Source organism: Patulibacter sp. (genome assembly GCF_030655195.1).
Lineage (GTDB): Bacteria > Actinomycetota > Thermoleophilia > Solirubrobacterales > Solirubrobacteraceae > Patulibacter.
This window is the reverse complement of the sequence record NZ_JAURWA010000063.1, coordinates 21,365-27,533: the sequence shown is the minus strand read 5'-3', so window position 1 is coordinate 27,533 and position 6,169 is coordinate 21,365. Positions and strand designations below refer to the sequence as shown.

The following is a 6,169-nucleotide window of genomic DNA, read 5'->3' as shown; positions in this document are numbered from 1 at the left end:
GCCAGCCGACCGCCGCCCAGCGCGGCAACCTGCTCGGCGGCCCCGGCCTGGCGACCGTCGCCGCCGACGGCGACCTGCTGCGCGTCACGGTCGCCCCCGCTGCCCCCGGGCGCAACGTCGTCGTCGTCGAGCCGACCGGGCTCGACGAGGGGCCGCCGAAGCGCGCCGCCCGGGGGATCGCCGTGAAGCTGCGCTGCGCCTGCGCCCCCGGCGAGGTCCGTGCCACCCTGCGGCGGGGGAGCGGCGACGCGTGGAGGGCCGAGGTCGACCTGCCCGCCGCCGGCACGTGGTTCGCGTACCCGACGGAGGCCGGACGCCCGGCGACGACCCCGGCGGCGCTGACCGTCGGCGACACCGCCACGGGGGGCCCGGAGCCGCGGCTCGTCGTCCAGACCGCCGACCTGTCGGGCCGCGAGTCCCGGCGCTGCCGTGCCCAGGCCCAGGGCCTGGCGCTCGGCATCGGTCGCCTGAACGCCGCGGGCGGCGTGGACGGGCACCGCAAGGTCCGGCTGCGCACCTACGACGACGGCGGCTCGCGCGAGCGGGCGCGAGGCATCGTGCAGGAGGCGATCGAGGACGACGCGATCGCCGTGGCCGCCCCGTGCGGCGCCGGCGCCGGCGGTGCGATCCAGGCGGCGGGCGACCTGCCGACGATCGTCTCGGACCCCGCCGCACCGCTCGTCGGGGGCCGCCACACCTACCGGCTCGCCGGGGATCCGCGCGACGAGGGGATCGCGATGGGCGCGTACGTGGCCGACCAGGGCTTCCGCCTGCGGGCCGACGCGCCCCGACGCGTGAGCGTCGTGCGGGCCGGACGTGCGACCGGCGACGACGCGATCCTCGCCGGGCTGCGCGAGGGGCTCCGGCCCGCCCGCAGCGCGATCGACGTCGTCGAGGACCCGTCGGAGGCCGAGTTCCGCGCGGCCGTCGCCCCGGACCGCTCGGTGACGACGGTCGTCACGGGCGACCGGCGTCGCCTGGGGCGGCTGCTCGACGGCCTCGACGGCAAGGCGTCCGCGCCCGTCCTGGCCCCGGGTGCGCTGTTCGACGAGCGGCTCGTCATCGAGGCCGGCTCCGCCGGGCTCCAGGGCACGGTCAGCTCGCCGACGACGGTGCGGCTGAACTCGAAGGACGGCGAGGGGTACACCCGCGTCGTGCCGCTGCTGTTCCCCGGCGAGCGCCCGTCGATCGCCGGACTGCAGGGCTACGTCGCGGGACTCACGCTGCTCGAGGGGCTGAAGGACGGCAGCGACCCGTCGTCCGTGGCGAAGCGCCTCGCCCGGCCGCGCGGGTTCACCGACGCCGTCACGGCGCCGTGGCGCTCGGACGCCCGCACCCGCGGCGCGCCGTTCTTCACGATCGTCAAGCCGACGTTCCTGCCCCAGAACCTGCTGCCGAGCACCATCGGCGGTGGCGGGTCGGTCTCGGGTCGCTACTTCGTCGGCGGCTCGTGGTCGCCGCAGGAGGGCGCGGTCTACGGACCGGAGCTCCCCGGCGGCCCGGAGATCGGGGCGCCGCCCACGCCGGTGCTGCCGGGCACCGGGGCGCCGGGCCCGCCCGGCGGGACACCGATCCCGGAGACGGGCGGGGTGCGGGCGCCGTAGGGGTGGCCGCCGGCCGCGTCCGCGCGCGAGCCGGTTCCGCGGTCCCGTCCGCCGCAGGCGCCGGTGGGTCCCGGTCCCGGTCCGTTGCGTACGCTGGACCGCGTGCAGCGTGCCGATCCCATCGCCCCGGACGCTCCGGGGCCGGAGGCTCCCCGCGGCGGCCCGGAGGCCTCGACCGCGGCCTCCCCGGCCCCTGGGGCCACCGACGGGTCCGCGGTGACCCGCGCGCCTGCGGACGACGTGGTCGGACCGGACCGGCCCCCGACGTCCTGGCGGGCGGTCGCGGCCCTGGTCGTCGGCGTGCTCGCGCTGCTGATCGTCGTCGCCTCGCGCGCGGACCTGCAGCTCAACCGCGAGCTCCTCGTCCAGCTCGCGCGGTACGTCGCCTCGGCCGGCCTGGTCCTGCTCGTCCCCGGGTTCGCGCTGGCGCGCCTCGTCACGCCCCGGCGGCTGGGGACCTGGTGGCCGGTCCTCGTCCTGCCGCTCGGGCTGGCGGGCAGCATGGTCCTGCTCAGCGCGCTCGGCCTGCTCGGGCTGCGGCCGCGACCGGCGACGATCGTCTTCCTGCTCGTGTCCGCCGCCCTGGCGCTCTGGACGCTCCGACCCGGCCGGGCGCGCGTGCCCCGCGCCGACTGGCCCGCGAGCGTCGCCGTCCTGGTCGGCGCCGCGGGCGCGGGCCTGCTGACGCTGGTGCCCGCGCTGCACGCCGGGTTCCTGACGGTCCCGGGCACCAACCCCGACGCCCATCAGGTGGTCGGGGTGGCCTCGTTCCTGCAGGAGTCCTACCCCCTGGGGCGCAACACCGCCACGGCGCTGGACCAGATCCCGCCGGCCTGGAGCGGCCGGATCCCGATCTTCCATCCGTTCGGTGCGGCGATCGAGGTCGGGCTGACCGGGCCGATCCAGATGTTCGCGCCGTTCGTCGCCTACCTCACCGCCGCCGCGGCGCTGGGGACGGGCCTGTTCGCCGCCGCCGCGCACCGCCTGGCGGGGTGGGGCGCGGGGCTGGTCGCACTGCTCGTCGGCGCCTCCGCGTCGCTGCTCTACAGCGCGCTGCACCCCTATTACAACCAGCTCTGGGGCATGTGCCTCATGACCGCGGCGCTCGCGCTGGCCTGGACCTGGCTGCACCACGACGACGCGCGGGCGGGGGTGCTGACCGTCGTCTTCCTCGTCCTCTCGCTGATCGCGTACCCGACCACGCTGCCCTACGCGGTGCTCGTGATCGCCGCGATCGGCGTCGGTGCCCGGGTGCGTCCCCGGATCCCGCCGGCGCTGCGCCGCCGTCTGCGCAAGGTCTGGCCGCTCGTCCTCATCTTCTTCGGCATCTCGGTCCTGGGTGCGCTGGGCAAGCTCGCCGGCGTGCTGGGCCAGTTCCTGGGCGACACCCCGTTCTGGCAGGGCGACATCAACGTCTTCCCGCCCCACGGGGCCGCCTACGGCCTGGACGTGAACCAGCCGATCATCCCGATCGCCGTCGCCGCCATCGCGGCCGCGACCCTCTTCCGCCGCGGTCGCCGCGCGGGCCTGGCCTGGCTGGGCCTGGCCCTGCTGCTGCTCCTCGTCGACTACGTCCTGCGCGGTCGCGGCACCGCCGAGTACGTCGACTACAAGCACGTGACGTTCACGGCCGTGATCCTCCTGCCGCTCGCCCTGGGCGGCGCGCTGCGCCTGCTGGTCGACGGGGTGTCGGCGCTGCGGGGGCGGCGGGCCGGCGCTCCGGGCGACGACGCGGCGGCGTCCGCCTCCGACGCCGGGACGACGCCTGCCGCGAACGCCGGGTCGACGTCTGCCGCGGGCGCTGGCACGACGGACGGGACGGCGCGCGCGCCCGGGGCCTCGCCGGCCGGCGGTGCCTCGCCCACGCGCCGCCCCGTCGTCCTCGCCGCCGGCGCCGCGGGTGCGGCCGTCCTGCTCGCCTGGGGCGTCCCCGCGTTCTCCGCGTCGCGCGACCAGGTCCTGGGCGCCGGTCAGAACGTCACCCCGCCCCTGTTCGACGTCCAGCGCTGGTCGGACGAGATCCCTGAGGGGAGCTCGGTCCTGATCGACCTGCCGGCGTCGGGCACCCAGCTCTGGGCGACCCTGTTCCTCGCACGCGACCACCCGCTGGCGACGACGGACCCCGTCTCGAGCACCACGACGTACTCCGTCGCCCCCCTCGGCAAGCGCGCCGACTACGTGCTGGGCCTGCGCCTGGACCTGAAGTCCGGCCGGCCCGTCCCCCCGCCGCGGTGGGCGGTCGGCGCTCCGGTCCGCAGCGACTCGCAGTTCGGCCTGTGGCGCATGGCCCTCCCGGCCCGCGACGCGGCACGCGTCCCGCAGACCGCCTCGACCGAGCTCGTCCTCCCGCACCCCGAGCCCTTCGGCGAGGCCGCTCGCCGCGCTCAGCTCGACATCACGGGCAACCCCTCGCGCTCCCCGGGGTTCTAGGAGGGGCAGAGGCGGGGCGGGCCCGGTGACGGTGGACGGCGGGCACGGACGGGGCCGACGACGGCCGGCGAGGGCGAACCGACGCAGGAACGTGCCGCCCACCGGCACGAACCTGCCCCGCACGTCGCCCTGGGCCCACCGACGCAGGAACGTGCCGCCCACCGGCACGTGCCTGCACCGCACGTCGCCCTGGTCCTATCGACGCAGGAACGTGCCGCCCACCGGCACGAACCTGCCCCGCACGTCGCCCTGGGCCCACCGACGCAGAAACGTGCCGCCCAGCGGCACGAACCTGCCCCGCACGTCGCCCTGGGCCCACCGACGCAGAAACGTGCCGCCCACCGGCACCAACCTGCTTCGCACCACCGTCCCCCGGCCTCGCGGCGCCGGCGTTCCGGCACGCTCCGTGACTGGTTCCGACACGCCGCCGGGCGGGACGATCCCCGCGGATGGAGGCCGTGGACAGCGATCCGGGGGAGACCTACGATGGGCCACGAGATGCACGTCGCCGCGCGCATGACCCGCGAGGAGTACCTCGCCCTGCCGGAGCCCCCTCGGGGCGTGCGGTTCGAGCTGCTCGACGGTGAGCTGGTCACGATGAACGACCCGCTCGCGATCCACCAGATCGTGGCCGGCCGGATCTACGCGGCGTTGCTCGCGTGGAGCGACTCGCGCTCCGACGGCGGTCGGGTCCTGCTGCCGGTCGACACCGACGTGGGACCGGACACGATCTTCGGGCCCGACGTCCAGTGGTTCGCCGCCGGGCGACCGCTGCCGTCTCCCCGCGAGCGACCGTGGCCGGTCGGTGACCTCGTGGTCGAGGTCGCCTCCCCGAGCACCGCGCGGTACGACGCCCTCGTCAAGGCCGGGCGGTACGCCGACGCCGGGGCCCGAGAGGTCTGGCTCGTCGACCCGGCCGGCCCGACGGTCCGTGCCCTCCGCAGCGCGGGGCAGGCACCGGTGGTCTTCGGTGCGGGCGCCGTCGTGACGTCGCCGCTGCTGCCGGGATTCGTGCTGCCGGTCGACGGCCTCGACCGCTGACGGGCCGCACGCGGCCTCGCCGATCGCCGGCTTCCGCCGCCCTCGACCTCGGCTTCCGCCCCCTCGCCCGCCCGCCCTGCCCCAGGGTCGCTGCGTCGATCGCGCCCGCCCGCCCCGCCCCAGGGTCGCGCGTCGACCGCGCCCGCCCGCTGCCCTCAGGCGGTCGCGTCGGCTGCGCCCGGGCGGCCCGGGTGGCCGCGGCGCTGGCTCTCGTCCGCCACGCGGACCAGGAACGCCGGGTTGCCCAGGAGGTAGCGCTTCCACATGCGGCGGGGCTCGACGGCCAGGCGGAAGATCCACTCCCAGCCGTTGTCGGCCAGCCAGGACGGGGCGCGGGGCACCTGGCCCGAGACGTAGTCGAAGAGCGCGCCGACGGTCCACAGGACGGGCGACGGGCAGCGGTCGGCGACGGCGTCGGCCCACAGCTCCTGCTTCGGGCTGCCCATGCCGATCAGCACGATGTCCGGCTGCGTGGCCTCGATGTCCTCGAGCACCCGCTCGCCGTGCGGGGAGTTCGGGTCGAAGTAGCCGTGGTGCGTGCCTGCGATCCGCAGTCCCGGGTGGCGCACCTGCAGCTGCTCGCCGGCGCGCCCGGCGATCCCGTGGTCGGAGCCCAGGAGGTACAGCGACAGCCGGCGGCGCTCGCACAGCTCGGCGAGGTCCCAGATCCAGTCCGCCCCGGTCATCCGGTGCGGGGTCTCGACGTCCAGGAGCCGCGCGGCCAGCCGCACCCCGTAGCCGTCGCAGTAGACGAGGTCCGACGTGCGCAGGATCCGGCGCAGCTCCGGCACGAGGTGCGTCTGGTTCAGCACGTGCGCGTTGGCGTACATGACCCGGCGCGTCCGGCGCTCGGACGGATCGGCGGCGCGGTGCTCGGCGACCCAGGAGGTGATCCGGTCGAGCATCGCCGGGGGCGTGTCCAGCTCGATGTCGATGTCGAACATCCGGACGGAGCCGGCGGGCTCGGGCGGGGACGGGGCGGGGGAGACCATGGAGGAAGGGCCATGCTAGACGCGACGCCGCCCCGACGGGGGAAGGCCGGGGCCGTTCCCGCCGGCCGGAGGGGACGGAGTACGCCGGATCGACCGCCCGGT

The 6,169-nt window shown here is 76.7% G+C and carries 4 protein-coding genes; 3 read left to right on the top strand and 1 reads right to left on the bottom strand.

The features are described 5' to 3' along the window. The 3 genes from Q7T67_RS06900 to Q7T67_RS06890 all read left to right on the top strand — a co-directional run. A partial coding sequence (locus tag Q7T67_RS06900; RefSeq protein WP_304787376.1) for an ABC transporter substrate-binding protein occupies window positions 1-1,604 on the top strand: 1,604 nt, incomplete at its 5' end. 216 nt (window positions 1,605-1,820) lie between these two features. Continuing rightward, complete coding sequence (locus Q7T67_RS06895; RefSeq protein ID WP_304787373.1) at window positions 1,821-4,034, top strand: hypothetical protein; 2,214 nt, start codon at window positions 1,821-1,823, stop codon at window positions 4,032-4,034. A gap of 498 nt (window positions 4,035-4,532) precedes the next feature. Then, the gene (locus tag Q7T67_RS06890; protein WP_304787371.1) at window positions 4,533-5,075 is read left to right on the top strand and encodes a Uma2 family endonuclease; all 543 of its coding nucleotides are present in this window, start codon (window positions 4,533-4,535) and stop codon (window positions 5,073-5,075) included. A gap of 155 nt (window positions 5,076-5,230) precedes the next feature. Here the strand turns inward: Q7T67_RS06890 and Q7T67_RS06885 are convergent, their stop codons facing one another. Further along, a complete protein-coding gene (locus Q7T67_RS06885) occupies window positions 5,231-6,067 on the bottom strand; it encodes a WecB/TagA/CpsF family glycosyltransferase (protein WP_304787369.1) in 837 nt (278 codons plus the stop codon). Between the last annotated feature and the right edge of the window lie 102 nt (window positions 6,068-6,169).